Source organism: Alkalihalobacterium alkalinitrilicum, assembly GCF_002019605.1.
Classification (GTDB): domain Bacteria; phylum Bacillota; class Bacilli; order Bacillales; family Bacillaceae_F; genus Alkalihalobacterium; species Alkalihalobacterium alkalinitrilicum.
In genome coordinates this window covers 3,093,319-3,119,840 of record NZ_KV917368.1, presented here as the reverse complement: position 1 = coordinate 3,119,840, position 26,522 = coordinate 3,093,319, and the positions used below count along the sequence as shown (strand labels likewise).

The window sequence follows — 26,522 nt, the reverse complement described above, 5'->3', positions numbered from 1 at the left end:
CATATGAAGTCACTTCAAAAGCTAGCTAAGGGTCAGAAGGGGCGGTATTATACACTTTTTGCGCTAGCCTTTGCTTTCGGTATCGTAGTAATTTTTCAAGCCTATTTGATCGTTTCGATTGTCGATGATTTGTTCTTAAAAAACCGTGCGTTTGATGAAGTTCTTTTGTTTTTATTGCTTCTATTGGCCGTCTTTTTGGTCAGGTCAGTCTTATCGTTTTGGAGTGGGAAGATTGGTCTTAAAATGGCGGCTCAAGTAAAAGCTGACTATCGTAAAAGCTTACTCCAAGTTTATTCAGGTCAGTCGTTAATGACTTCCTACAAAGGGCAAACTGGGCAAAAGGTAAGTGTGATGATGGATGCGGTGGATGAACTAGACAGTTTTTATAGTAAGTATGTTCCGCAACGAATTATGACGACAGTAGTTCCGTTCATGATCTTAGTTGTCGTGTTCACACAACATGTATATTCGGGGCTTATTATTCTAGTAACAGCTCCGTTCATTCCTTTGTTTATGATCATCATAGGTAAGATCACACAACAAAAATCAGAGGAAAAGCTGGATAGTTTAACCGCTTTTTCAGGTCGCTTTCTTGATACATTACAAGGACTTGTAAGCTTAAAGTTATACGGTCGCTCTAAACCATACAAAGAGAAAATCCGTCAAAGTAGTCTCGATTTCCGCAATGCTACGATGAAGATATTAAAAGTAGCATTTACATCTTCTTTGATGCTTGAGTTTATCTCGATGTTAAGCATTGGACTTGTTGCCCTAGAGCTGGGCTTACGACTTGTTGTATTCAATGAAATTAGTTTTTTTGTAGCTTTCTTTATTCTTTTATTAGTGCCTGAATTCTACAATATGCTCAAGGAGTTAGGAAGTGCCTTTCATGCTGGACGCAGTAGTACTGGAGCAGCTTCTAAAATTGAACAAGAACTCGCCTCAGAAGATCGTCTAAGCAAGTGGGGGAGCATCTCGGTGATGAAAGAATCTATTTCAATGGAACTAAAGAATATTGGCTTTGAATATGATACGGAAGGGTTTGTGTTAAAAAATATCCAAGCTAACATTCCAGCAAAGGGTCAAGTCGCGATTGTCGGTAAAAGTGGATCTGGAAAGACAACACTTCTTCATGTCATTGCAGGGTTACTAGAGCCATTGGAAGGAGAAGTACTTATCAATGGAAGAACGCGTTCAGATTATCAGGAGCATCAATGGTTTGCTCACGTGAGCTATATTACTCAACACCCTTATTTATTTGCAGGAACGATTGCGGAAAACATTGCCTTAGGAATCGCAGCAACAAATGAGGAAATTGAAAAAGCAGCGGTTAAAGCAGGTATTTCTGAATTGGTTCAATCATTACCTAAAGGATATGATACGCCGATTGGTGAAGGTGGTAGAGGTTTTTCTGGTGGGGAAAAACAGAGAATTGCATTAGCTCGGGCCTTTTTAAAAAAACCAGCGGTAGTTCTGTTCGACGAGCCAACAACGGGTCTTGATTTGTTCACAGAGCAGTTGCTTCACAAATCGATCAGAAAGTTAGCGAAAACATCGACGATCATTACAGTAGCTCATCGGATTCAAACGATTAAAGAAGCGAATCATATTTTATTTCTTGAAGATGGTGCAATGGTCGCACAAGGAACTCACAATCAGTTAAAAGCTTCAGTCTTATCTTATCAAGAACTGTTTTCTAGACATGGAGAGGAGGAGCAGCAGAGATGACTGAGCTCATGAATCTTATCCGCATCATGATGGTGAAAAAAAGAGATATTATTCTATCTATTGTATTTGCTTATGTCGCGGGGATAACTGCAGTTGCGTTATTTGCAGCTAATGGATATTTGATCTCGCAAGCTGCTCTCGAGCCTCCATTATATGTATTACTTGTGATGGTAGCCGTTGTTAAAATCGGTAGCATACTGCGTGCGCTGAGCCGTTACGGGGAACGATATTACTCTCATCAGGCCACTTTTACGATGTTATGTGATTTACGAGTATATTTTTATGATAGGTTAGAAAACCTCGCACCTTCTTTGTTACAAAAGTATCGTAGTGGTGACCTTTTGGCACGTATTGTTGGTGATGTAGAAAGTTTACAAAACTTTTTTCTGCGTGTCGTGTATCCGCCAATTATTATGGTGACGGTTTTCTTAAGCACAATACTATTTGTATCGTTTTATTCGATTTTGGTCGTAGTTTTGCTAACAATCGGTCTTCTTTTGACGGGATTTGTTATTCCAGCTTGGTTTGCTCAAAAACAGAAAAAAGTGAGTAATAGAATTCGTGACCAGCGGGCACATTTATCGACGGAAGTAACGGAGTGGTTTTACGGATTTCGCGAGCTGAAAATTCATCAAAAGCTAAAAGAGAAAGAAATACAACTTGGGGCCGCATCGAAGGCGTATATTTATGAAGAACAAAGGGCTGGTGAACAATCTCTTTTCAATCAATCGATAAACACAGCAATTTCACTGATTGTCGTTTGGTCTATATTGGCGGTTGGCGCATTTTTAGTTGCAAGTGGAAGTTTGGATGGTATTTTTTTAGCGATGCTAGTCATGGTAAGTTTGACCGTGTTTGAACAATCGACTCCGATGGCCGCTTTCCCAGTATATTATGAAGAAAGTGAGGAAGCCGCCAAACGACTTGAAGCGGTAATGAGAAATAAAGAAAGGGCAACTTCATCTGAAGAGAAGCGACCTTTCCCTATTGAAACCCCATCTATTGAATTCAAAGGTGTTAGCTTTACTTTTCCTGGTGAAGAGCGTAAATCATTGGATTATATAGATTTGAGCTTTCCTGCTGGTTCAAAAAATGCTATTGTCGGACCGAGTGGTTCTGGTAAATCGACGTTGTTGAAGCTTTTACTTAAATTATATCCTCCATGTGAAGGAGAGCTTCTCTTTAATAAGGTACCAGTTCGCCAAATTGATCAAGAAAGCTTATGGGAAAAGACGAATGTTGTTCTTCAAGAAAACCATTTTTTTAGTGGTACGATAAAAGAAAATCTATTATTGTCGTCTGATATCTGGTCAGATAAACAATTAAATCAGTTGTTAACGGATGTTTACTTGGAGGGTTTCTTGTTAACGGATGAAGTCATGGAAAAAGGTCAGAATTTATCAGGTGGTGAAAAGCAGCGTTTAGCAATGGCACGTGCGGTGGCTAAAGGTGGCAGGTTCTGGGTTCTTGACGAGCCGACTTCATCTCTTGATCTATGGACAGAACGCAGGATTTATGAATTGTTGTATCACCAGGCTAAAGATGACACCGTTGTTATCGTCAGCCATCGACTTGAGGGATTAGAAAAGATGGATCAAATTATTGTTATGGATCAAGGGGAAATTGTTGAGTCTGGCACATTCATTGAGCTTATGGAGCAAAAAGGTTATTTTTATCAGCTAAAACAAATCGAACGAAGTGTAATTCAATGAAGTGTAGTAGCACCGTTTAGCCCCTTATTTCACAGATAAGGATCAGTCTCCTAGGTAGAATGCTGAAAAGCATTCTACCTTTTGTGTTGTGTGGTGTTAATGCCTCTTCTATGGACGGTTCATAAGGTACAACTTCTGTTACATAAAGTAGCTAAGACTCTAGTAATGAATTGTATATTTCAACAGATTTTAATACTATGGTTTTATGTGAATTGTTATAATATTGTTGATATATTAAAATAGGTTGGCAGTTTACAAAATTTACAAGTAATGAGAGGAGGAACTGGTGTGGAAGGGTTTGAGCAATTGTTATTAAACGTCCTTTTTCTAATTGTTTTTTTGTTATTTATACCTTTATTATTGGACTTAAATGACAACAAATTTATAAAAGAACAGAAGAAATGGTTCGTTATTTTATCAGTGGCAATAGCGGTTATTAGTTGCATTTCATTTCCGATTACAATAATGGAGGGATATATTTTTGACTTACGGCTCGTTGCCTTGACTATAGGAGGCCTTTACGGGGGTGTATCGACTAGTATTTTGTTGGTTGGAATTACAATTGTTTACCGGTTTTTAGTTGGAGGAACTGGGGCGTTTGCAACGGTAGTAGTCGTTACTATTCTACTACTATCAATGATTTTTCTCACCGACCATTTCCGTAACTCATCACGTCAGAAGAAAATATTTGTCGGTAGTTCCCTCTCTTTATTTGCTGCTTTATTGGCCATCTTAAATTCAACGCTTATTTTTGGAGCGCATTTCTCTTTCGTCCTTTTCTTTTGGTATCTTTCGTTAACTTTTTGTACGACTGCTTTTATTATTTACCTTTATGAAGTTTTTCAAGAAAACATGTTGATAAAAAAACGCTTAATTAAAGCTGAGAAAATGGAAGTAGTCAGTCATCTTGCTTCTTCTGTATCCCATGAAGTTCGAAATCCATTAACTGTAGTAAAAGGCTTCTTGCAAATAATGGAAAAGGAAAGTATTCCTGAAGAACAAAGAAAGAAATTTTTAAAAATATCTATTGAAGAAATTGATAGAGCTAATGATATTATTCGAAACTACTTAACGTTTGCCAAACCTTCACCTGAAAATATAGAAAAAATAAGTGTCAAAGAAGAGTTAGAAAGAACCATTCAAATTATTACACCATTAGCTAATATGAATGGTGTGAAAATTAGTACTAAGATTGATGATTTTTTTATTACAGTCGAGAGTCCAGTATTTCAGCAATGCCTTATAAATATCACCAAAAATTGTATTGAGGCGATGCCTGAAGGAGGAAAACTATTTATTGAAACCAAGGAAGAGAATGGCGACCTTGTAGTAGTTATTTCTGATAATGGTAAAGGAATGACGAAAGAACAGCTGTCTCGTATAGGGGAACCTTATTTTACAACAAAAGGTAGAGAAGGAACAGGTCTTGGAATGATGGCAGCGATTAAAATAATTGAAGCGATGAGCGGAAGACTAAGTGTAACTAGTAAACTAAATGAAGGAACTAATTTTTATATTCGGTTGCCAATTGCAGTGGAAGAAAGTCTCTAAAATAAAGTAGTAAAAATAGGAATAAACAGGTAGAAAATAATTTCTTGAAATTCAGTAAAAAGGATGTGAACAGTTAATTAAGGACGCAGATAATGCTCTATACAAATCAAAGTCGAGAGAACAGAATTAGGTTGAAGTTTACTCGAAGGCAAATGAGGATGTAACCGTTTCTAAGTGAAAACTGTGACAAAACATTATGATAAGTGGACCTACCTACTATCATTATACATAATCTGTGATTTGCAAAGTTTTAAGCGTATTAATGGATAGCTGTCATACGTAATGACGGCTATTTATATTGGGTAATTATAAAAAATATTTGCAACTTATATTATTATTCTATCGTTGGCCGCTGTGGTTTTTTATGCGATTGGTCGTCATCATTTGCAGTTTTACTAAAAAGTGTCAATATGACTGGTTACTTGTTATTATCGGTTTTATTCTATCTTAGGAGCATGGATTGTTTACATATTGTTTGGGGATTATTAGGGTTACCTACTGGTCCTGGGATTACTATGTTGTTGAGTGGTTTTTTTCAATGGATCAAAAGTATAAATAATATAAGCCTTACACCTAAAAGAAAAATCGAAAACTAAAAAAATCAGGGTTTTTCCTGAATTACATCTTGTTTTGAATAGGATAAAATAATAAAAAAGCAACTATTGGGGATGTAAATCAGATATGAATATAGATATATTAACAAACCTAAATTTAAGAACATCAAGTGACTTTTCAGCTATAGCAATTGTAGATCCGATTCACCACCAAATTCGTTGGAGAGATGCAGTAGGAAGTATCAATCAAAGGTATAAGGGAATGCGGAAAATGTATGGGAGTGGCATAATTGGTGCGGTTGTCCGTCATGGGCGACTTATTGTTATTGATGAAAGTGTATCTGATGCAGAAGAGAAGCGATTACAGTCACCAATTATGTTGGCTGAAAATTTATACTCTGCTATTGCTACAACTATCGTTGTCAATCAAGAGGCTATAGGGGGACTTCTTGTAGGAAGTCGATCAAAACGAACGTACCTTTCTGAGGATATCGAATATGTATTAGAAAAGGCAAAAGAGCTGGGACTATTAATTGAGAATGAAAACAAAAGTAGAAATTAGAAAAAAATTGCGACCCACTTCTTTTAAACGAGCTTCGTTAGAGTGGTCGCTTTTTTGCGTGTTCTTTTATAGTACTTAAAAAGGAATTATGCAGTGATAGAATGCGGTTCTTGATGCAATCTCCATCTTTTGTTATATAAAAAAAACATAGTTACAACTATAATGGTAGTAGAAATATGTGAAAATAGCTGAAAGGGGAGTCTTAGATGATCAAACTCCTAATTGTTGATGATCATATTGTCGTTCGTTCTGGGCTAAATATGCTACTTAATGGAAAAAACAATATAGAAGTAGTTGGAGAAGCTGCAGATGGTGACGAAGCCATCCATCAGGCTCAAAAATTACAACCGCACGTCATTTTAATGGATTTAAGTATGCCGCATGGAAAAGGCGGTTTAGCCGCTACTACGGAAATCAAACAAAAGTTGCCGAAAACAGCAGTTTTAGTATTGACGATGCATGATGATGATGAGTATTTATTTAATGCTATTCATGCAGGTGCTTCTGGTTATATATTAAAAAGCACACCTCATGAAGAATTAGTAGCAGCGATTCAATCGGTAGCGACGGGAAATGCTTATTTAAATCCAATGGCTACAAAACGCTTGATGAGTGAATATATGGGAAATATTAAAAATGGGAGTAATTCTAGAACTTTTGAATCTCTTTCTCAAAGAGAAAAAGAGGTGCTTGAGTGGGTTGCTAAAGGCTATTCTAACAAAGAAATCGCCGAAAACCTTATTATTAGCGTAAAGACTGTTGAAACACATAAAAGTAACATTATGGAGAAGTTAAGCTTCAAAACAAGACCAGAGTTAGTCAAGTATGCAATGAAGAAAGGACTGCTTAACTTTGATTAGGAATGAAATATTAGCTAATAAAAACAAAGATAGTCATGAAAGTGAAGAGGATTTACTATTAAAATTAGAGGATCATATTCATAATTCAGAATTTCGTGATGAACTTAAGCAATCGCTTAAAGAACTAACAGACCTTAGATTTGCGTTAGATGAATCTTCAATTGTAGCTGTAACAGACCCTCAAGGAAAAATCAAATATATTAATGGAAAATTTTGTAAGATTTCAAAGTATAGTCATAGTGAATTAATCGGGAAAGATCATCGAATTATTAATTCGGGTTACCATGATAAAGCATTTATGAAAAACTTGTGGGATACGATTTCTTCAGGGAAAGTATGGCAAGGAGAAATTAAAAACAAAGCAAAAGACGGTTCTTACTACTGGGTGAATACAACGATTGTTCCCTTTTTATCAAGTAGTGGAGAGCCATATCAATACTTAGCTATTCGTAATGAAGTAACACAGTTAAAACAAGTAGAAGAAGAGTTAAAAGTAATGATGAATCGTGTGATGGAAATCCAAGAAGAAGAACGAAAACGGTTTTCACGTGAACTTCATGATGGGATCGGTCAAAGTCTATTTTCTTTAATTATTCATATGGATCGGATGATGAGTGATCAAGATTATTCAACGATGGGTAAACTTAGGAATGAAGTTTCGGGTATCATGGAAGAGGTTAGAAATTTGGCTTGGGATTTACGCCCATCTTTGTTAGACGACCTTGGAGTAGTTCCAGCAATAAACCGACATATTGATAAATTCTCCCAATATTTTGGTATAGAAATTCATTTTGAATGTAATTTACGGAATCGTCTTGAAATGCAAAAAGAAACAACCATTTATCGTATTATACAAGAGGCTTTAAAGAATATTGCCAAATATGCAGGTGTGTCAGAAGCTTATGTAAAGGTATTAGAGAATGATAACACCGTTGAAGTGTCAATTATTGATGAAGGAAATGGCTTCATTAGAGATGACTTTGGAAAAGGTGTTGGACTATTCAGTATGGAAGAGCGTGCAAAAAGTATTAATGGGCAGTTCTATGTTCAGTCTGAATGTGGGAAAGGTACGACAATCACTTTAGTTGTACCTAAAGCATGATCAATCGTTTATCCTGCATCAACCAGTAATACCCCCATTTCAAGACTTCGAGGGTCAAAGAAGGATAAGTAGGGGAAGAGGAAAACCTTCACTGATGGAGTTTCACTTTATTATGGCTTCATCATTAACCGTATATTAAAAATTTAATACTATGAAAGGTTGTAGTCCCTCCTTAGGGAATACCCTGATCAACTTTATTATAAATGACTACTTTCCTCAGGTGGTCATTTTCTTTTTTTTCTTCGATTCTTTCCTTTAAGTACAGGTTTCTTTCTATTTGTTTTAAAACTTAAGATGTGTGATAAGGCATTGTCGTTATTAGTTCTAAGGGTTAGTACAGGAAATGCCACCTTTATTGCTTTAAAAATAAAAGGTTAAAAGCATTGATTATTATTGAAATGGTATAAAGGTACTGAAAGTTAACTGCACTTATTAACTAATAATGTTTAGAGTGTAAGGGTTTTGTATAAGAAAAAATTCAGTAATTCTCCCGATAACATTTGGTTAGAACAATTGTTATTATTTACAAAAGAGCTTATGAAGAAGGGAGTTGCTATAAATGCTCAGTCTCATGGGAACGTTTCTTATCTGTTATTTATTATTGGTGGTACATCATAGTAAACTCTCAAATACCTAATAAAAATTCTAGAAAATTTAATGTAATTCATGTGATATTTTAGTAGTGAAATAAGTGTCTCCCTTTATATCTGTAAGTCTGTATGTATGTAAAGAATAAGGGACTGTAATGAAAAGAGTGATTTTCAAGAGCTGCTATTAGGGCTCAATGAGTTACTCTTTTTTGTTTATGAACAAAAATTGGTTGTTTCACCTTCCTTGTTTTAATTTAGATTTTTTGAGACAATAGGATACGAATTTAGACTACGTGAGTAGAGTTGGATTTAAATTTAAATGTTTTGAAAAGAGGGTAAGGAATGAATAAACCATCCATTTATGGATTGACTTTAGATCAACTGACGTCTTGGCTTATGGAGCATGGCCATAAAAAATTTCGGGCTCAGCAAGTTTGGGATTGGTTATACCGAAAACGGGTAACGGATTTTTCAGAAATGACGAATGTTAATAAAGAATGTCTGGAATTATTAGAAGATCAGTTTGTTATTAATACATTAAGAGAGCATATAAAACAAGAAGCTGCAGATGGAACCGTTAAGTTCTTATTTAAGTTACAAGATGGGAACTTAATTGAAACAGTTCTGATGCGTCATAAATATGGGTTATCGGTTTGTGTCACGACTCAAGTAGGGTGTAACATCGGTTGTAGTTTTTGTGCCAGCGGATTATTGACGAAAAGCCGTGATTTATCCAGTGGTGAAATCGTGGAGCAAATTATGAATGTGCAACATCATCTCGACCAAGCAGGTCAAGAGGAAAGAGTAAGCCATATTGTCGTTATGGGAATCGGTGAGCCATTTGACAATTTTGAAAACCTCATTGATTTCTTAGAAATCATGAAAGATCAAAAAGGACTAGCGATTGGTGCAAGACATATTACTGTATCAACAAGTGGTCTATCAGAGAAAATTTATGAGTTTGCGGATTTAAAAATGCAAGTAAACTTAGCTATTTCATTACATGCTCCAAACAATGAGCTTCGAACAAGAATTATGAAGATTAACCGTGCGATACCGATTGAAAAACTAATGAAAGCAATTGATTATTATATCGAGAAGACTAATCGAAGAATTACGTTGGAATATATATTGTTAAAAGATGTTAATGATAAGCGCGAACATGCTCAAGAGTTAGCAGATCTAATTGGAGATCGTAAACGTTTAACTTATGTCAATTTAATCCCGTACAATCCAGTAGATGAGCACAGTCAGTATCAGCGCAGTCCACGAGAAGCGGTCATGGGATTTTATGATACATTGAAAAAGAATGGTATTAACTGTGTTGTTCGTCAAGAACATGGGACAGACATTGACGCTGCGTGTGGCCAGTTGAGGAGTAAACAAATTAAGCAAACACAAAGATAAACAGCAAGTTAGCAAAAAAAAATAAGAGAACCTATATTAATGCCAAAACTCGGCATCAATATAGGTTTTTTTAGTATGAAAGTAAGCCTATGCATCTACACCAAAAAATATGGGCTGAATATGAATGTCGGAGTTTAGTAAATCTTTTAATTCTTGTTCAGACGCTTCATAAAATTGACGGCCATCGGGCATTTTAAAGTACTGTTTCTTTATAAGAGAATCAATCAGATAATCTTTATCGATTGTGTTTTGAATAACATAAGACAAGGTGTTGCCCCCTTTATGTAAACGCTTACAATTTATATTTTAATTCCTTTTTGTCTCATTGTCAAATTATTTTAACTATTTTACAGAAGGTAAAATATAAAATTTTGAAATTTACTGTTTAGCTTTCGATCGAACTATTTTGGGTTTTCAGTAACTTTGCAGTAGAATAATCACCAGTTCTCATAATATGTGAGATTTTGTAACGAGCATTATTAACCTTAAGCCAAATTGTTACAAGTTTCGTCATAGACATTATGTTATAAATAATATAATTAATAGAGTTGTTTGAGGTATTGCGGTTAAGCTCTGGTTTTATTGCAATAAAGAAAAGGATATTTTACAAAATGATAAATAATTGAATATCACTGTTTAACACTTTGTATAGTGTATTAGTTTAAAAAAGCAAGTAAAATTAACTCAAACTTCTAAATATTCTGTTATACAAGTCATCAATAGGGTGAGAAGGGAGGTACATAGAAGAATTAAAAGTAGTTGGTGATACAAAAATAGTCCAAAAAAATATGAAAACGCTTACAATAAACAAAGTAAAAAAAGCGAAATATGAACTGTTAATAGAACTTACCGATGGTAGAAGATAAAACTCTTAAAGTTATGGAAAACCGCAAGTTTGAATGAGTAACTGTAAAGAACGTTGGGAAGTCCATACTGAATAAAGTTGTACTTTATATTGTAAAGGAGGAAATTCTATTGAATTTGAAAAGTTCTACACATATATCATTAACTGATTTAGAGAAAAACTTTCAAGAAGCCCACCCAGGTTTAACCAATCAAGAAGCAATTGAAGAAGCGAACCGCTGTTTATATTGCTATGATGCTCCCTGTATTACTGCTTGCCCTACTGGAATTGATATTCCCACATTTATTAAGAAAATCGCATCTGGAAATTTAAAAGGATCGGCAAAAACGATTATGACATCGAACCCAGTCGGTGCAAGCTGTGCCCGTGTATGTCCAACTGAGGAACTTTGTGAAGGTGCCTGTGTTCTCAATCATTCTACAAAACCAATTATGATCGGTAACTTACAAAGATTTGCAACTGATTGGGCAATTAAAAATGAACAAGTATTATTTAAAGCAGGACAGAAAAATGGAAAAAAAGTAGCGATTGTTGGTGGTGGTCCTGCTGGTTTATCAGCTGCTCGTGAGTTAGCTCGATTAGGCTATCAAGTGACAATTTTCGAAGCTGAAAAAGAAGCAGGTGGATTAAATACGTATGGTATTGTTTCGTTCCGCTTACCTCAATCAATTTCTTTCTGGGAAGTAGATCAAGTGAAAAGCCTAGACGTAGAAATCCGTACAAATACTAGAGTTGGAAAAGATGTATCTGTTAATGAATTAAAAGAAGGCTATGATGCTGTTGTTCTAGCAGTTGGGATGTCTAGTGTACCAGACCTTGGCATTGATGGGGAAAATCTTGATGGTGTTTATGATGCTATTGATTTTGTAAAAGAAACAAAAGAACAAGTATCTAATCATTTAGTAGGTAAACGCGCAGTCGTCATTGGTGCAGGGAACACAGCGATTGACGGAGCTACCTGTTCTGTTCGTCTTGGAGCTGAAAATGTAAAAATTCTTTATCGTCGAACAGAAGCTGAGATGACAGCTTATGATTTTGAATATGAGTTCGCAAAACAAGATGGAGTTGAATTCCGTTGGTTAACTGCTCCAAAGCGAATTATCGGGGACGAAAATGACAAAGTAACGGCAATTGAGTGTATTAAGATGGAGCTAGGAGAACCGGATGAAGGTGGGCGTAGACGTCCTGTACCTGTCGATGGATCTGAGTTTACACTACAAGTAGATGCTGTTATTAAAGCGATTGGTCAATCACGTTATGTACAATTGATCGAACAATTCGGTCTAGAACATGATGGTGGTGTGGTCAAAATTAATGAACAAACATTCCAAACTTCGAATGAAAAAATCTTTGCCTGTGGCGATGTAATTTTCGGAAAAGGACAAGGCGAAGCGATGGTTGTTTCTGCAGCTCAACAAGGTAAAGAAACAGCTTATGCAATTCATAAACAATTATTTAAACAAGTAACAGAAACTGCATAAAGAAAAAACGAGGAGGTTTTTTTCACTATGGCTGATCTACGAATAAATCTTGCAGGTATAAAGTCGCCGAACCCGTTTTGGCTCGCTTCGGCTCCTCCAACGAATTCAGGCTACCAAGTACAGCGAGCATTTGAAGCTGGTTGGGGAGGGGCAGTTTGGAAAACGTTAGGAGATCCGATACTGAATGTTTCTTCACGCTTTGCTGCCGTAGGCTTCAACGGTCAAAAAGTTGCTGGATTTAATAATATCGAGCTTATTACAGATCGTCCACTGGAAGTGAATTTGAAAGAAATTTATGAAACGAAAAAAAGATTCCCAGATCACGCAATTATTGCTTCATTAATGGTCGAACCGAAACAAGAAGCATGGCATGAAATCGTAAAACGAGTAGAAGATGTAGGAGTGGATGGATTAGAGTTGAACTTTGGTTGTCCGCATGGGATGGCCGAGCGTGGAATGGGTGCTGCATCTGGTCAAGTTCCAGAATTAGTAGAAAAGCAAACGTATTGGGTGAAAGAAGTAGCGCGAACTCCAGTTATCGTTAAGCTAACTCCTAATATCACTGACATTACAGTAACGGCTGAATCAGCGGTACAAGGTGGGGCTGATGCTATTAGTATGATCAATACGATTAATAGTTTAGCAGGTGTGGATATTGATACATGGAATACCATACCGCATGTTGCAGGGAAAGGAGCCCACGGTGGTTATTGTGGACCAGCGGTAAAACCAATTGCCCTTAATATGGTAGCCGAATGTGCTCGAAACCCACGGATTAATGTACCTATCTCAGGCATTGGTGGAATTTCCAATTGGAGAGATACAGTTGAATTTTTACTGATGGGTGCAACAGGAGTTCAAATTTGTACAGCAGCGATGCACCATGGTTTCCGTATTGTAGAAGATATGATCGAGGGGTTATCCAACTATTTAGATGAAAAGGGGATTGCCTCGTTAGATGAAATTATAGGGAAATCGGTCGAACGTTATTCAGATTGGGGTAATCTCGACCTTAACTATAAAATTGTTGCAAGAATTAACAACGATGTTTGTATTAATTGTAATAAGTGTCACATCGCCTGTGAAGATACGTCGCATCAGTGTATTGATATGTTAAAAGATGGTCACGGAAATAGCTTTTTACAAGTAAGAGAAGAAGATTGTGTCGGCTGTAATCTTTGCTCAATTGTTTGTCCTGTTGACGGCGCAATCGATATGGTTGAACTACCAAATGAACAGCCACCAATGACTTGGAACGAACGTCAAGCTGCAATCGGGTCAGTACAAAGTTGTGAAGTCGATGTAATAAAGTAATAGAGTTATGGAGAAATAGAGTAATAGGGAGGCGTAAGAATGAAGAAAATAATAAAAAACGGAACCATAGTAACAGCAACAGATACTTACGAAGCAGACCTACTCATAGAAAATGGAAAGATTGCAGCCATTGGTCATGATTTTCCTGTAGGCGGTGCAGAAGTGATTGATGCTAAAGGCTCTTATGTTTTTCCAGGTGGTATTGATCCTCATACACATCTAGAAATGCCGTTTGGAGGAACGGTATCCAAGGACGACTTTGAAACGGGCACGATTGCGGCCGCTTTTGGAGGTACAACGACCGTTATTGACTTTTGCTTAACAAATAAAGGTGAGCCGATGAAAAATTCGATTCAAACGTGGCACGCGAAATCAAAAGATAAAGCGGTAATTGATTATAGCTTCCATCTCATGATTGGAGAAATTAATGAAGACGTCTTAACAGAACTCCCAGTCATTATGGAGGAGGAAGGTATTACTTCTTTCAAAGTTTTTATGGCATATAAAAATGTGTTTCAAGCGGATGATGGAACGTTGTTTCGCACCCTCCTTGCAGCGAAAGAACTAGGTGGGTTAGTCATGGTTCACGCCGAAAATGGCGATGTGATTGACTATTTAGTAACTAAAGCTTTAGAAGAAGGGAACACGGAACCAATTTATCATGCACTAACTAGACCACCTGAGATAGAAGGTGAAGCAACAGGAAGAGCGGCTGAGTTAACAGGGTTAGCGAATTCTCAATTATATGTTGTTCATGTATCTTGTGCTCAAGCAGCTGAGAAGATCGCTGAAGCAAGGAGAAAAGGTTACGATGTGTGGGGTGAAACGTGCCCTCAATACCTTGTACTCGATCAAACGTATTTGGAAAAGCCTGATTTTGAAGGAGCGAAGTATGTATGGTCGCCTCCACTTCGAGAAAAGTGGCACCAAGACGTGCTCTGGAATGCGTTAAAGAATGGAGATTTACAAACCTTAGGTTCGGATCAATGCTCATTTGATTTTAACGGTCAGAAGGACTTAGGAAAAGGTGATTTTTCAAAAATTCCAAATGGTGGCCCAATAATTGAAGATCGCGTGAGTATTCTCTTTTCCGAAGGGGTACAAAAAGGACGAATCACGTTAAATCAGTTTGTTGACATCGTTTCAACCAGGAATGCAAAATTGTTTGGATTATATCCTCAAAAAGGAACAATCGCAGTTGGTACAGATGCAGATATTGTCATCTTTGACCCGAGTGTAGAAAGAACGATTTCTGCTGAAACTCACCATATGGCAGCAGATTATAACGCATTTGAAGGAATGAAAATAAATGGTGAACCAGTATCGGTCTTATCACGTGGTGATTTTGTTATTCGCGATAAGCAGTTTGTTGGTACGTTAGGTAAAGGTCAGTATTTAAAGAGGAAAAGATACAATTCATCTTCAACACTAGCACAAAAAGTGATGAAGTCATAAGTCAGATCTTTGACAATAATAATAAAACAACATTTGCTCGGCTTGCGGTTTATCCCGCAACAACTGGCAGTAATACCCCACTTTAAGACTTCGAGAGATCAAAAAAGGTTAAGTGGGGGAACTGCTGGTAACAGCTAAATGAATACAGACTAAATGCGCCACGTTCTGTGGCAACGTCTGTGACCCATATCGTGTGGGCCTCAACTAACCAACAGTGGAGGAAGAGGAAAACCCCACTGATGGAAGTTTGACTTTATGTAGTGGAGAAATTGTTCTATAAAACTGCAATAGACCCGACATCGATCCGTAACTAGATACGAATAAAATAAAAAAGGTAGGGTGAAAAGATGCAGGAAAAACAAAGCCATTTAAAATCTCCAGATCTTCTACCAATTCCACATAGTGGAAAGAAGATTGGATCGATTGGGTTCTCGTTCATTTGGGTTGGAATGGCCGTCGTATTAGCAGCGTTTGCCATAGGCGGTTCTGGTGTACAAAGTCTTTCCCTTGGTTGGGTTATTTTAGCAACAATTATTGGAAGTATTGCGATTGGTCTTTGTATGACGTTGACTGGTGACATCGGAGTGGAACATGGTTTGTCTTTTCCTGTTTATATGAGGGCACCGTTTGGAACGATAGGAACTCATATTCCTTCTCTTATCCGTGGGTTTGTTGCAGCATGTTGGTTTGGGATTAATACGTATTTTGGTGCAACGGCCATGAATGGTATATTATTTGTTTTGTTTGGATTCGATAACTGGTTTGTCTGCTTTTTAATTTTTGCAACATTACAAATAATCAATACAGCGTTAGGGATTAAAGCAGTTGAACGATTTGCTGACTTAGCTGCACCAGTTATCATTATTATTTCTGGTTGGATGTATATGACATTATCAGACCAAGCTTTGGCAGAAGGTCGTAACGTGTGGGCTTGGGTTGAAAGTCCAGTAACAGGGGGAGCCGCTGTTACTGCTTTTATGATTGTTATTATGAGTAATATGGGCTTCTGGGGTACTTTAGCTGCGGATATGCCATCGATTTCCCGTTTTATCAAAGGATCAAAATTTGAAAGAAGCTGGGCAAAAAGGAATAAAGCGCAAATTGTAGGAAGTTTAATTACGCTACCCATTGTACAAACTTTCATGGTTGTAATTGGTGCAGTTTCTTATATTGCGGTCTCGAATTATGACCCCGTTGTTGCACTGCAACAGGCTGCCAGTGGGTTAGTACTTGGCGTACTTTTATTAATGATTGTTTTTGCTCAATGGTCAACAAATATATCGGCCAACTTAATTCCTGCAGCGACGATTTTCTCAAACGTCGGTGGCCCGAAAGTTCCTTTCTGGTCAGGAGTTGTAGTTGCTGGTATAATCGGGGCTCTCGTACAGCCGTGGAGCTTGTTTGATATTATCATTCCTGCTCTACTGATTATTGGAGGAATTTTATCAGCCATTGTTGGTATATTAGTATCGGATTATTATTTGCTTCGTAAACGCCGTGTAAATGTGCCTGACCTCTATAAAGAAGACGGTCAATATCAATACGCAAGTGGCTTTAATGCTGCAGGGTTCATTGCGTGGGTATTAGGTGGTGTTGCGGCTTACTTTTTAGCGAACTATTCGTTTATTGTCGGTTTTGGTGTTGGTCTTGTTTCCTATTACTTCCTCGCTAAATATTGGTGGTTTGTGAAATACAAACAAGCGGAAATAGAAGATCCGAGTGATGAAAAATATTTAGGGATTACAGTCGGAAGAGATTGGGAAATAAGTGAGGATAATGAAGATTTAAAGCAAGTAGCACCATAAAAAATGTACAGCATTTTAAAGTTGTAAACGAGGAGGGGTTACATGTCTGATTATCAACAGTTTATTTCAGAAAAAGAAAAAATCGATTTTTTAATAGACCAAGGCTATCGGATAAAAGGAGTAACAGAAAACCTAAGCGGAGCATTTGTAGAATTTGAATTGAGGGTACCTGATCCATCTGGACATAAAAACCAATTAGAAAAATTGCACATATTAACTGCTGATGCTAGAAAGTACTTTAGCTCGATCCTCATTCAACAAAGTTTGAAAAAGTCAGTATAAATAAAAGCGCGACATTCAATATTAAGGAGCTAATTAAAGGCAGGGGCAACCCTGTCTTTAATTATGAAAAAATAAATGTGGTATTTCTTGCCTATTTTACGATAATGAAGTACAAGGACGATGGGAAGAAAAACTTACATATTTTTCATTTTAATTTATCTGAAAATAGAGGTTATTCTGATATTAAAATCGAAATAGATTGTAATCATATGATGTTTCATAGTAGGCAGATAGGTAAAGAGGATGTGATTCAGTGAAATCATATATAACGATTAGTGAAGTATTGAAACGAAAGCACTTTGAAAATACTGAGGTTATTGCTGGAGTAGACGGCTTGAATAGAAATGTAAAGTGGGTTCATGTCGTTGAAGTAATCAATATAAAAAAATTATTAAATGGTCATGAACTTATTCTGACAACAGGGCTAGGTTGGAAAGATAATAAATCATTGTTTATCTCATTTATCGTCCAATTAATTGAAAGTAATGCTTCAGGTTTGTGTGTTGAAATAGGAACACACACTTCAACTATTCCTCAAGAAGTAATTGATATTGCTAATAAACATCAATTTCCAATCATACTGTTTCACCAAGAAGTAGCATTTGTACAAATTACTCAAGATATCCACTCAGTTCTTATTAATCAACAATATCAAATGATTTCAGATTTAGAAAGTTACTCACAAACACTTAATAAAAAGCTTTTAGAAATCAATTGTTACAAAGATATTCTGAAGTTCTTTCAGAAGTTTTTGGATGTTCAAGTTGTCGCATTTTTAAACGAAGATATCATATTCATTCCAGATCGGACAGCTAGTGAAAGGCGCGTTATTCTTGATAAAGTAGAAGCTGACCATGATGATCCAATTGGAACAATTGCTCGTCAGCCTGTTCAAATTCTTGGAAATCAATTTGCTGAATTAGTCATTATGACCAAGCATAGAGAAATTAACGAATTTGACGTCCTCATTCTTGACCGAACAACCACAGCACTAGCACAATACTTATTACGCGATTTATACGTTGAAGATAGACGAAGAATGGAAGAAGCAGAATGGATGACGGATTGGCTTGAAGGACATCACAGCAATGAGAGTATAAAAGAACATCTAGCTTTTGTAGAGCCTGATCTTAAGTTACATGGTGGAGTTGTTTGTGCTTGTAAGCTGAACATAAATGATCAATCTTCAACTATCGATGGGACATATTTTAAGTTACTTTTCCGAACGATCTTTGAGCAACAAGGGTTTTATGTTTTTTCAGTTGAAATCAGGGGACATATCATTTTTATTTTAGGAAATAAACGAAAGTTAAAGACGTGGAAGGCAAGAATGACAGAAGGATTCAATCGTCTTGAAACTGCAAATTATTCACAGAAATTAAAAGTATCGTCAATTTCATTTGGAGTAGGTAAATTTGTTGAACAGCTAAGTGAGATACATAAGAGCTATCAAACTGCCAAAGAAACGTTACTACTCCAGGGTAAGCTTTCAAATGAGGGGAAAAGCTATTTTTACGATGATTTACACTTGTATCGAATTCTATCATTGATTAATAGACATAGTGATCTCCAAGAAATTGTTATGGAGTATTTGCAACCAGTAATGGAATACGATAAGAAATATAGCGGTAAGTTAATTGAGACCTTAAAAGCATATTTAGCATGTAATGGCTCAAAGCAAGAAACGGCCAAACAACTTTATGTTGTAAGGCAAACGATGTATCACCGGATCGAAAAATTAGAAACCTTGCTTGGTGAGGACTTTATGAATTCGGAAAAGAGGTTAGCAATTGAATTTATGTTACTAGCTTATGATTATTTAAAAATGACAGACCATAATTATCATACATCAGTGCAAGAAATGTGATAAATAACGGTAGGTAAGGAAAGTAGGAAATTTGAAGGCGAAATTTAGAGACCTATTTGTAAAACAATAGGCGTTAAGTAAAAGGGCTATAGGTTAGAATAAAATAATTCCTTTAAGGATTATTTTAACAACCTGTAGCCTTTTTTAACTTACCGATATTTAATTTCTTTTAGGTTTAAAGGTTTTGCAACAGGTTTCAGCTGAATGATCGGCTTCATCTATATGATTCTTTTCGTTCAATTCGGAAGACATTTCTGTATCATATCTAGAATGGTTATCTAGTTCTACCATAATTTTTTCTGCCGTACAAATATTTCCTTCCCCATAAAATGTACAGTTTGATATCGCGCAAGAAACTTCTACTTTTGGCATTTTTATTACCTCCTAATTTTTCTTTTTTTCAATAATTATCTTTTGTTGTCCACATTATTTTACTCATAATTCTGTGCATTATCCGACTGTTCATTTTGTAGAATTATCTCAGTGAGACATTTTACATTGTGTCTAATGAAGCCCCTTACGAAATGAGAGATAATGGATACAAGGGATAGAAAATTGAATTATCAGAAAAAAATGGAGGCGACCAATATGACACTTATAAAAAATCAAACGAATGTGTTAAAAAATTACATTAATGGCCAATGGGTAAGTTCGACTAGTACGACTTCATTAGAAGTACCTAATCCAGCAACAGGAGAAGTGTTGGCGACAGTACCAGTATCGACAAAAGACGATGTGGATCAAGCGGTACAAGCAGCAAGTGAAGCTTTTAAAACATGGAAAAATACACCTGTGCCAAAACGCGCTCGTATATTATTTAAATTTCACACACTTCTTTCCGACAACCATGACGAATTAGCTCGCCTAATTGTTCAAGAGAACGGAAAAGCATTTAAAGAAGCGCATGGTGAAGTACAAAGGGGAATTGAATGTGTAGAATTCGCTGCTGGTGCCCCGACGTTAATGATGGGAGAAACGTTATCAGGTATTGCTGAGGACATTGATTCGGAAATGTTTCGTTACCCATTAGGAGTAATTGGTGGAATTACACCATTTAACTTCCCAATGATGGTTCCATTATGGATGTTCCCACTCGCAATTGCTTGCGGAAATACATTCGTCCTAAAGCCTTCTGAAAGAACACCGTTGCTAGCGACTCGACTCGCTGAATTGTTTACAGAAGCTGGAGCTCCACATGGTGTACTCAATCTTGTTCACGGTGCACATGATGTTGTAAATGGGTTACTTGATCATGAAGAGGTGAAGGCGATTTCTTTCGTCGGGTCACAACCAGTGGCTAAATATGTTTATGAGCGAGCTGCTGCAAATGGAAAACGAGTTCAAGCACTGTCTGGTGCAAAAAACCATCACATCGTCATGCCAGACGCAGATGTAAAAAAAGCGGTTACACATATTGTAGCTTCGGCTTATGGTAGTGCAGGCCAACGCTGTATGGCATGTAGTGCTGTTGTTGTAGTCGGTGATGGAGAGGACTTTGTTCTAGAATTAAAATCAAGAGCAGATGAGTTGATTATCGGAAATGGTTTAGATGATGAAGTTCTGTTAACACCAGTTATTCGTGACTCACATCGTACAAAAGTTCTTGACTATATAACAAAAGGTGTCGAAGAAGGAGCAGCACTTATTCGTGACGGAAGAAAAGAAATGGAAGAAATGAAAAACGGAAATTTCTTAGGTCCAACGATTTTTGACCACGTGACACCTGATATGGTAATTGCAAAAGAAGAAATTTTCGCACCAGTTATAAGTATGTTAAGAGCGAAAGATTTAGATGAAGGGTTAGAGTATATACGTAAATCTCGTTACGGAAATGGAGCGACTATTTACACGAAGGATGCTAAGGCAGTTCGTAAATTCCGTGAAGAAGCAGATGCGGGAATGCTTGGGATTAATGTAGGTGTCCCAGCAACAATGGCCTTCTTCCCGTTCTCAGGGTGGAAAGATTCTTTCTACGGTGACCTTCATGTGAATGGAAAAGATGGAGTTAATTTCTTTACACGTAAAAAAATGATTACATCAAGATATGATTTTTAATAAGCAATTTCAATTTTAAATGAAATGTATGAACACTTCTTTAATGTGGGAGGAGGAATAGCTATGTTAGAAACAAGTAAAAATAGTAAAGCACTTGAAAAAGATGAAAAATATATTTGGCATTCAATGAAGCCCTATAATCCTGATGGAACAATGGTTGTCACAAAAGCCAATGGTGCTTGGGTAACAGACCATGATGGGAAAAGGTATTTAGATGCGATGTCAGGGCTATGGTGTGTCAATGTAGGGTATGGTCGTACAGAATTAGCTGAAGCTGCATATGAACAGTTAAAAGAATTAGCATACTTTCCATTAACGCAAAGTCATTTACCAGCGATTCAATTAGGTGAAAAACTAAATGAAATGCTTGGTGATGAGTATGTTATTTTCTTTTCCAATAGTGGTTCGGAAGCAAATGAAACGGCTTTTAAAATTGTAAGGCAGTACCATCAACAAAAAGGTGATTCCAATCGTTATAAATTCATTTCGCGTTATCGTGCGTATCATGGCAATTCAATGGGAGCTCTTGCTGCAACTGGGCAGGCGCAAAGAAAGTACAAATACGAGCCATTAGCACCTGGCTTCATCCATGTCCCTCCACCAGATCTTTATAGATCCAATGACGCACCTGATTGTCACCCATCAGAATTAGAATCTGTAAGAGATATTGATCGTGCGATGACGTGGGAGTTAAGTGAGACGATTGCTGGGGTAATTATGGAGCCGATCATTACAGGAGGTGGCGTCCTCATTCCACCTGATGGATATATGGCTGCGGTAAAAGAAGTATGTGAAAAACATGGCGCATTACTTATCGTTGATGAAGTTATTTGCGGGTTTGGTCGTACAGGTGAACCATTCGGGTTTATGAACTATGGAGTGAAACCGGATATTATCACGATGGCAAAAGGAATTACGAGTGGTTATTTACCGTTGTCCGCAACCGCTGTCAAACGAGAGATCTACGAAGCATTTAAAGGATCAGAGGAATACGACTATTTTAGACATGTTAATACATTTGGTGGAAGTCCCGCGGCTTGCGCATTAGCACTGAAAAACCTTGAAATTATGGAAAAAGAAAACTTGTTCGAACGTTCTAAGCAGTTAGGGGATCGATTGAAAAATGATTTAACGAACCTTCTGCAACACCACCCTTATGTTGGAGATGTTCGTGGAAAAGGACTTCTGATTGGAATTGAACTCGTTGCGGATAAAGAAACAAAGGCTCCAATTGATGTAAGTATCATCAATAGAGTTATCGCTTCTTGTAAACAAAAAGGAGTTATTATTGGGAAAAATGGCGCTACAGTAGCAGGCTATAATAACGTTTTAACCATTGCCCCTCCTTTAAATACAGAAGAAGAAGATCTGGCATACTTGGTAAAAGCAGTAAAAGACGCTTTAAATGAATTAAAGGAGTAATAAGGAATTAAAAATAGTGCCTGGTCCCTTTAGTTCACTAAAAGTACCAGGTACTACTTATATCTTTCATTCTTCTCATTTATTTGTTTTTACATTCTGTATAATGTTCTCGAAGCTTTCCGTAAGGTCAGTTAAGTTTTGTTCAGGATAAATAATAAAGGGTTTCTTTTTTTTGTTTTGTAATTGAAAAATTATTGTACCTGAATTCTTTGCTGGCCACGTAAAACTACTCATCTTCGGTTGAATGCTGACCACTGTAATATCTTCCTTCTTCCAGAAAAAATTCTTTTTATCCAACTGTAAAATTTGTTTGTTTTCAATAGCTGATTGATCAATTTCGTTTTCTTTTTCATGGCGTTTCATGATTTTCTTGTTGTACACAGGTTCTAGAAAGAAGCCAGCTGGGTTTCGAGGTAACATGATATCAGCCATTATTGCATCAGGTATTGTACCCGCAATTTTCGCTCCATAAATCCCATCGTTTGTTATGAATATTTTATAGTACTTTCTCGAATGGAAACCGTAGAAATAAGTGTGATTGTGAGTACTCTGTTCTTTCATAATATAGTGGGTCCTCCAATAAAATGTTTTCAGTATTTAATGATTGGTAGTCGAATGGTTTCACAGTCATTTTACAATAGGTTAGGGAGAATTTCTTTTCTCATACATTCTTTCTTTAGTAAATTCAATAAATAAAAGTATGTGAGGACTTGTTATTATAAGAGAAAGGGTCTATTAATATAGGATACTATTATGATTTTAGTATAAAGCATCTAAAAAAAGAGAATAGTTTAGATAACAATATAAAAGGTGTGAGTTGTTATCCCGCAGCAACTGGCAGTAATACGCCCATTTCAAGACTTCGAGGAATCAAAGAAGGATAAGTGGAGGATAAACTGCCAGTAACAGCTAAATGAACACAGATCGTGTGGGCCTCAACTAACCATCAGTGGGGGAAGAGGAAACCCCTCACTAATAGAAGTTTCACTTTATGAGGAGAATACTAGGTTTTCTTATCGGTGTTTTATATACGGATTGGCTTTTTCATACAAGACATGTCTATGCATTAGAGTTGACGGCTACAACCACGTTAGAACGTATTGGTGTATTAGCAATTGGAGGGGGTGCAACCATCCTCTTTTTTATTCTGTGCAGAAAGTTCTTTCCTATTTCTTTTTTTCATGAAGTTATTGCTGCTTCAGGATTTTTTGCAAGTTTTGATATCGTTGTATTTCACTGGATATTTAATCTACACCGATTAACAAACGGTCCTGAAGCAGACTTGATTGAACCCATTCTAGTTTTAATTGGCATCATTCTATTCATTTACGGAATTCAAAAGGAAAAGAAGCTATCTTATAGTACATAGTAATAGTTGTCAGATTAAACGGTATAACGTTTTTGAATATCTTTTCGATCGTTCTTACTTATCCCAAGGTTTTCATATAAATATGCATCAAAGGAACCATAATGTTCTTCTATTTCTTTTAAGAATGCTTTTAAGTAGTCAGGTCTTGCTTCTATTAAAGCATCAATTGATTGTGGATTTTCACCTTGTGCTTTTTCTAAAAAGCGTTTCGTGACTAATCTTTGTTTTAATTGGTCAAAAAACTGGTTCGTATAAGTAAAGTCTTTGATAACAATTTCTTCTGGAACCCCTAATGTTAGTAATATTAGGGAACTACAAACACCTGTACGATCTTTTCCAGCGACGCAGTGAATAATGAGTGGAACACGTTCTTCTTCAAATAACATTTTAAGTAACTGAGTGTATGCTTCTGTTTGATGAGCAATTACACGATTTAAACGTAAAAGCATTTCACCTGGCTCACCAAGAATAATTTTATCTCCATGGAGGGATAATTCACCAATTTGTCTCACCTGTTCTTTTTCATTGTTTTCAGGAATAACTGGTAAATGAATGTAATCAACACCAGGGATTCTTGGGTTAGGTTTAGCTTGCGTTTCTATACTACGGCGTAGATCACAAATCCTTTTGATACCTAACCTCTGTAAATATTCTACATCATTTTCTGTCAGATCATTTAAAGCACCTGAGCGAAAAAAATGTCCCCATTTTACCTTTCGACCGTCAAAAGTTGGATATCCCCCCATATCGCGAAAATTAACGGCTCCTTCTAGCGGTATAACCCTTACATTTTGCTCATCATACAGATGTGAATGCACATTAAGTTTGTTCATGGTTCTACTCCTCCGCCTATTTTATTCTTAACTTATTAATTAATACGATTTGGAATCATGTCTAATGTTCCTGTGATATTAAATAAATAAAGTTCTATCCTTCCTATTTTAACAGATAATTCAGAAATTAATCAAATGGTCAAAAAGCAATCCTAGATAAAAGCATATTTTATAGCAATGTGGACAATGACCGCGTCAAATCTCTTAAATTCCCATAGAGTATTGCAAGTCATTTAATAGGAGGGATAGAAATTGTTTGGATACTCTATGGTTCAAATGGTGAGAGCTCATGCTCACAAGTTAGATAAACCATTACGTGAACAAGTGTTAAATCAATATAAACCGTTTAAATGGACGCCATGCTTTCTTCATAAGTTTTTTGAAGGGGTCATAAAAAGGAGAAAAAAGTTTTCAGTAATTATCGAATTTGAAAAAGGTTGCTATCGTGAAGGCTGTCAGCAAGTTGAACAAGTCTTTAATAGCCATTCTCGGTGTAAAATTCGAAATGAGTTTGCCAGAGTTTCATGCTGTAGTGCAGAATTGACTCCGATTGCTTTAGAAAAAATTCTTACGAGCTGTAACCGAGTAAAGAAAATATATTTAAACGGTGAAGTTCAGGCTTTGTTAGATACCGCTGTTGCTGCTGCAAATGCCAGAGATATTGAACGAAATGGAACAACGCTTACTGGAAAAGGGGTAACGATTGCCGTCATTGATACGGGCGTTCATCCTCATCAAGACCTTTCGGGTAGGATTGTTGACTTTGCCGATTTTATAAATCAAAGAAATGAACCTTATGATGATAATGGGCATGGCACTCATTGTGCTGGGGATGCACTAGGAGATGGTGCAGCTTCATCAGGAAGATATAGAGGTCCAGCTCGAGAAGCTAACCTTGTTGGTGTAAAGGTATTAAACAAATTAGGTTCTGGTTCATTGGAAACAGTAATGCAAGGGGTAGAGTACTGTATTAATTATAATGAACGTAATATTGATAGCAGGATTGATATTATTAATATGTCCTTAGGTGCTCCTGCTCTGCGATATGAAAGTGAAACAGAAGACCCGATGGTGAAAATAGTAAACGCGGCGTGGGATGTGGGTATTGTCGTCTGTGTTGCTGCTGGTAATAGTGGCCCAAGCCCACAAACGATTGCTAGTCCTGGAGTTAGTCAAAAAGTAATCACTGTTGGAGCGTTGGATGATAGAGATACTGTAGAAAGAGATGACGATGATGTTGCAAGCTTTTCTAGTCGGGGACCAACAGTATATGATAAGAAAAAACCTGATATAGTAGCTCCAGGTGTAAATATCATTTCACTTCGTTCACCAAAATCATACATCGATAAACTACAAAAAGGAAATAGAGTAGGAACAGACTATATTAGCTTATCTGGTACATCAATGGCAACACCGATTTGTGCAGGAATTGTTGCTTTAATGTTAGAGCATGACTCATCACTATCTCCTGACCAAGTCAAGGAGAGGTTAATGCTAGGGACAGATTTATGGAACGATCCAGATCAATACAGTCCATATATTTACGGAGCTGGTTATATCAATGCAGAAAATTCAATACCAAAATAAGTAATCCAGAAAAGTATAGTGCTAGGTAATTGATGAAAAATTATCTAGTACTATTTTTGTAATCAAAAAGTAATATAAATTTTACAAATTACAACGATTTTTGACAAAAATCTTTATAGAA

The 26,522-nt window shown here is 36.6% G+C and carries 21 protein-coding genes; 17 read left to right on the top strand and 4 right to left on the bottom strand.

The genetic code is table 11. The annotated features are described in order from the left end of the window. Positions 1 to 3 precede the first annotated feature (3 nt). From cydD to rlmN, 7 genes are all read left to right on the top strand, one after another. The gene (gene cydD, locus BK574_RS15030; protein WP_078429168.1) at positions 4 to 1,728 is read left to right on the top strand and encodes a thiol reductant ABC exporter subunit CydD; all 1,725 of its coding nucleotides are present in this window, start codon (positions 4 to 6) and stop codon (positions 1,726 to 1,728) included. After that, positions 1,725 to 3,440, top strand: coding sequence for a thiol reductant ABC exporter subunit CydC (gene cydC, locus BK574_RS15025; protein ID WP_078429167.1), 1,716 nt, complete (start codon positions 1,725 to 1,727; stop codon positions 3,438 to 3,440). Before cydD ends, cydC begins: the two co-directional genes overlap by 4 nt. Positions 3,441 to 3,728: 288 nt before the next feature. Further along, positions 3,729 to 4,991, top strand: a complete 1,263-nt coding sequence (locus BK574_RS15020; protein WP_158211669.1) for an ATP-binding protein — start codon at positions 3,729 to 3,731, stop codon at positions 4,989 to 4,991. A 681-nt stretch (positions 4,992 to 5,672) separates the two neighbouring features. Beyond that, a complete protein-coding gene (locus BK574_RS15015) occupies positions 5,673 to 6,107 on the top strand; it encodes a GAF domain-containing protein (protein ID WP_078429165.1) in 435 nt (144 codons plus the stop codon). Between the two features lie 206 nt (positions 6,108 to 6,313). Continuing rightward, entirely contained in the window at positions 6,314 to 6,967 is a 654-nt protein-coding gene (locus BK574_RS15010) for a response regulator transcription factor (protein ID WP_078429164.1), read from the top strand. Then, entirely contained in the window at positions 6,963 to 8,069 is a 1,107-nt protein-coding gene (locus BK574_RS15005) for a PAS domain-containing sensor histidine kinase (protein ID WP_238458135.1), read from the top strand. The genes BK574_RS15010 and BK574_RS15005 overlap by 5 nt, the downstream gene beginning before the upstream one ends. Positions 8,070 to 9,001: 932 nt before the next feature. Next, positions 9,002 to 10,066 (top strand): dual-specificity RNA methyltransferase RlmN, encoded by a 1,065-nt coding sequence (gene rlmN, locus BK574_RS15000; protein ID WP_078429163.1) that lies wholly within the window; start codon positions 9,002 to 9,004, stop codon positions 10,064 to 10,066. An 87-nt stretch (positions 10,067 to 10,153) separates the two neighbouring features. Here the strand turns inward: rlmN and fbpA are convergent, their stop codons facing one another. Next, on the bottom strand, positions 10,154 to 10,333 hold the full coding sequence (fbpA, locus tag BK574_RS14995; protein WP_075388080.1) for a Fur-regulated basic protein FbpA: 180 nt from the start codon (positions 10,331 to 10,333) through the stop codon (positions 10,154 to 10,156). A gap of 708 nt (positions 10,334 to 11,041) precedes the next feature. On the opposite strand from fbpA, the gene BK574_RS14990 reads away from it, so the two are divergent. From BK574_RS14990 to BK574_RS14960, 6 genes are all read left to right on the top strand, one after another. Continuing rightward, the gene (locus tag BK574_RS14990) at positions 11,042 to 12,412 is read left to right on the top strand and encodes an NAD(P)-dependent oxidoreductase (RefSeq protein WP_420796947.1); all 1,371 of its coding nucleotides are present in this window, start codon (positions 11,042 to 11,044) and stop codon (positions 12,410 to 12,412) included. Positions 12,413 to 12,439: 27 nt separating this feature from the next. Next, positions 12,440 to 13,726, top strand: a complete 1,287-nt coding sequence (preA, locus tag BK574_RS14985) for an NAD-dependent dihydropyrimidine dehydrogenase subunit PreA (RefSeq protein ID WP_078429162.1) — start codon at positions 12,440 to 12,442, stop codon at positions 13,724 to 13,726. Positions 13,727 to 13,765: 39 nt separating this feature from the next. Beyond that, on the top strand, positions 13,766 to 15,181 hold the full coding sequence (gene hydA, locus BK574_RS14980; RefSeq protein WP_078429161.1) for a dihydropyrimidinase: 1,416 nt from the start codon (positions 13,766 to 13,768) through the stop codon (positions 15,179 to 15,181). Between the two features lie 347 nt (positions 15,182 to 15,528). Continuing rightward, positions 15,529 to 16,986, top strand: a complete 1,458-nt coding sequence (locus BK574_RS14975; protein WP_078429160.1) for an NCS1 family transporter — start codon at positions 15,529 to 15,531, stop codon at positions 16,984 to 16,986. A 42-nt stretch (positions 16,987 to 17,028) separates the two neighbouring features. Beyond that, positions 17,029 to 17,268, top strand: coding sequence for a hypothetical protein (locus BK574_RS14970; RefSeq protein ID WP_078429159.1), 240 nt, complete (start codon positions 17,029 to 17,031; stop codon positions 17,266 to 17,268). Positions 17,269 to 17,521: 253 nt separating this feature from the next. Then, complete coding sequence (locus BK574_RS14960; protein ID WP_078429157.1) at positions 17,522 to 19,135, top strand: PucR family transcriptional regulator; 1,614 nt, start codon at positions 17,522 to 17,524, stop codon at positions 19,133 to 19,135. A 159-nt stretch (positions 19,136 to 19,294) separates the two neighbouring features. Here the strand turns inward: BK574_RS14960 and BK574_RS14955 are convergent, their stop codons facing one another. Beyond that, entirely contained in the window at positions 19,295 to 19,507 is a 213-nt protein-coding gene (locus BK574_RS14955; RefSeq protein WP_078429156.1) for a DUF1540 domain-containing protein, read from the bottom strand. Between the two features lie 216 nt (positions 19,508 to 19,723). Here BK574_RS14955 and BK574_RS14950 point away from each other — a divergent pair, with 216 nt between their 5' ends. Beyond that, positions 19,724 to 21,190, top strand: coding sequence for a CoA-acylating methylmalonate-semialdehyde dehydrogenase (locus BK574_RS14950; protein ID WP_078429155.1), 1,467 nt, complete (start codon positions 19,724 to 19,726; stop codon positions 21,188 to 21,190). Positions 21,191 to 21,253: 63 nt separating this feature from the next. Next, a complete protein-coding gene (locus tag BK574_RS14945) occupies positions 21,254 to 22,612 on the top strand; it encodes an aspartate aminotransferase family protein (RefSeq protein WP_078429154.1) in 1,359 nt (452 codons plus the stop codon). 75 nt (positions 22,613 to 22,687) lie between these two features. Here BK574_RS14945 and BK574_RS14940 read toward each other — a convergent pair whose 3' ends face one another. Further along, the gene (locus BK574_RS14940; RefSeq protein ID WP_078429153.1) at positions 22,688 to 23,173 is read right to left on the bottom strand and encodes a hypothetical protein; all 486 of its coding nucleotides are present in this window, start codon (positions 23,171 to 23,173) and stop codon (positions 22,688 to 22,690) included. A 430-nt stretch (positions 23,174 to 23,603) separates the two neighbouring features. Between BK574_RS14940 and BK574_RS14935 the strand changes: the two genes are divergently transcribed. Further along, positions 23,604 to 23,981, top strand: coding sequence for a hypothetical protein (locus BK574_RS14935; RefSeq protein ID WP_078429152.1), 378 nt, complete (start codon positions 23,604 to 23,606; stop codon positions 23,979 to 23,981). A 14-nt stretch (positions 23,982 to 23,995) separates the two neighbouring features. On the opposite strand, the gene BK574_RS14930 is transcribed toward BK574_RS14935, so the two are convergent. After that, positions 23,996 to 24,814, bottom strand: a complete 819-nt coding sequence (locus tag BK574_RS14930; protein ID WP_078429151.1) for a tyrosine-protein phosphatase — start codon at positions 24,812 to 24,814, stop codon at positions 23,996 to 23,998. 252 nt (positions 24,815 to 25,066) lie between these two features. Here BK574_RS14930 and BK574_RS14925 point away from each other — a divergent pair, with 252 nt between their 5' ends. Beyond that, on the top strand, positions 25,067 to 26,401 hold the full coding sequence (locus BK574_RS14925) for a S8 family peptidase (protein WP_078429150.1): 1,335 nt from the start codon (positions 25,067 to 25,069) through the stop codon (positions 26,399 to 26,401). The last annotated feature ends 121 nt before the right edge of the window (positions 26,402 to 26,522 follow it).

Coding starts and splice junctions, on each gene's coding strand:
- cydD (WP_078429168.1), top strand. CDS start 4: ATGAAGTCACTTCAAAAGCTAGCTAAGGGTCAGAAGGGGCGGTATTAT.
- cydC (WP_078429167.1), top strand. CDS start 1,725: ATGACTGAGCTCATGAATCTTATCCGCATCATGATGGTGAAAAAAAGA.
- BK574_RS15015 (WP_078429165.1), top strand. CDS start 5,673: ATGAATATAGATATATTAACAAACCTAAATTTAAGAACATCAAGTGAC.
- BK574_RS15010 (WP_078429164.1), top strand. CDS start 6,314: ATGATCAAACTCCTAATTGTTGATGATCATATTGTCGTTCGTTCTGGG.
- rlmN (WP_078429163.1), top strand. CDS start 9,002: ATGAATAAACCATCCATTTATGGATTGACTTTAGATCAACTGACGTCT.
- preA (WP_078429162.1), top strand. CDS start 12,440: ATGGCTGATCTACGAATAAATCTTGCAGGTATAAAGTCGCCGAACCCG.
- hydA (WP_078429161.1), top strand. CDS start 13,766: ATGAAGAAAATAATAAAAAACGGAACCATAGTAACAGCAACAGATACT.
- BK574_RS14975 (WP_078429160.1), top strand. CDS start 15,529: ATGCAGGAAAAACAAAGCCATTTAAAATCTCCAGATCTTCTACCAATT.
- BK574_RS14970 (WP_078429159.1), top strand. CDS start 17,029: ATGTCTGATTATCAACAGTTTATTTCAGAAAAAGAAAAAATCGATTTT.
- BK574_RS14955 (WP_078429156.1), bottom strand. CDS start 19,507: ATGCCAAAAGTAGAAGTTTCTTGCGCGATATCAAACTGTACATTTTAT.
- BK574_RS14950 (WP_078429155.1), top strand. CDS start 19,724: ATGACACTTATAAAAAATCAAACGAATGTGTTAAAAAATTACATTAAT.
- BK574_RS14945 (WP_078429154.1), top strand. CDS start 21,254: ATGTTAGAAACAAGTAAAAATAGTAAAGCACTTGAAAAAGATGAAAAA.
- BK574_RS14940 (WP_078429153.1), bottom strand. CDS start 23,173: ATGAAAGAACAGAGTACTCACAATCACACTTATTTCTACGGTTTCCAT.
- BK574_RS14935 (WP_078429152.1), top strand. CDS start 23,604: ATGAGGAGAATACTAGGTTTTCTTATCGGTGTTTTATATACGGATTGG.
- BK574_RS14930 (WP_078429151.1), bottom strand. CDS start 24,814: ATGAACAAACTTAATGTGCATTCACATCTGTATGATGAGCAAAATGTA.